We start from the raw sequence: 534 nt of genomic DNA on the forward strand, positions 1-534 counted from the left end.
AATTGAAAGTACCGCGTCCACGTAGTGCTAAAGCCAAACCTGAAGTTCAAGAAGCCTTTAAAAAAAACTTCCAGCAATAATCCAAGTTTTACTACGCTATTTAGCAGACAACCAACAAGTTCGCTACTGGTGCCAAGATGAGAGTCGCTTAGGGCTTAAAACCATTACAGGACGGACAATTACACTCAAAGGGGTTAAACCTGAAGGTATTGTTGGTTGGCAGAGAAAAAACTTTTATTTGTATGGTGTTGTTGAACCAGCAACTGGAGATAGTTTATGATTGGGAATTTTCTCACCTTGATAGTACTTGTTTTCAAGATTTTTTAGACCTTTTCTCAGCAGCATACCCCAAGACCCTGAATTTAATACAAATGGACAATGGCAGTTTTCACAAATCTTTGGACTTAAGATGGCCTGATAATGTTATTCCAATTTTTCAGCCCGCCAATAGTCCAGAGCTTAATCCCATTGAGCGTTTATGGGAACACATTAAGTACGAATTGTCTTGGGAACATTGCACCCATTTAGATCAAT

1 protein-coding gene is annotated in these 534 nt (G+C 39.0%); it reads left to right on the plus strand.

Annotated elements, in window-relative coordinates:
* Window positions 1-242 precede the first annotated feature (242 nt).
* Window positions 243-534, plus strand: a 292-nt coding sequence (locus V5G28_RS01065) for a transposase (protein WP_336229414.1), incomplete at its 3' end; no start/stop codon positions are given.

Source organism: Scytonema sp. PRP1, from assembly GCF_036697665.2.
Lineage (GTDB): Bacteria > Cyanobacteriota > Cyanobacteriia > Cyanobacteriales > Nostocaceae > Kalymmatonema > Kalymmatonema gypsitolerans.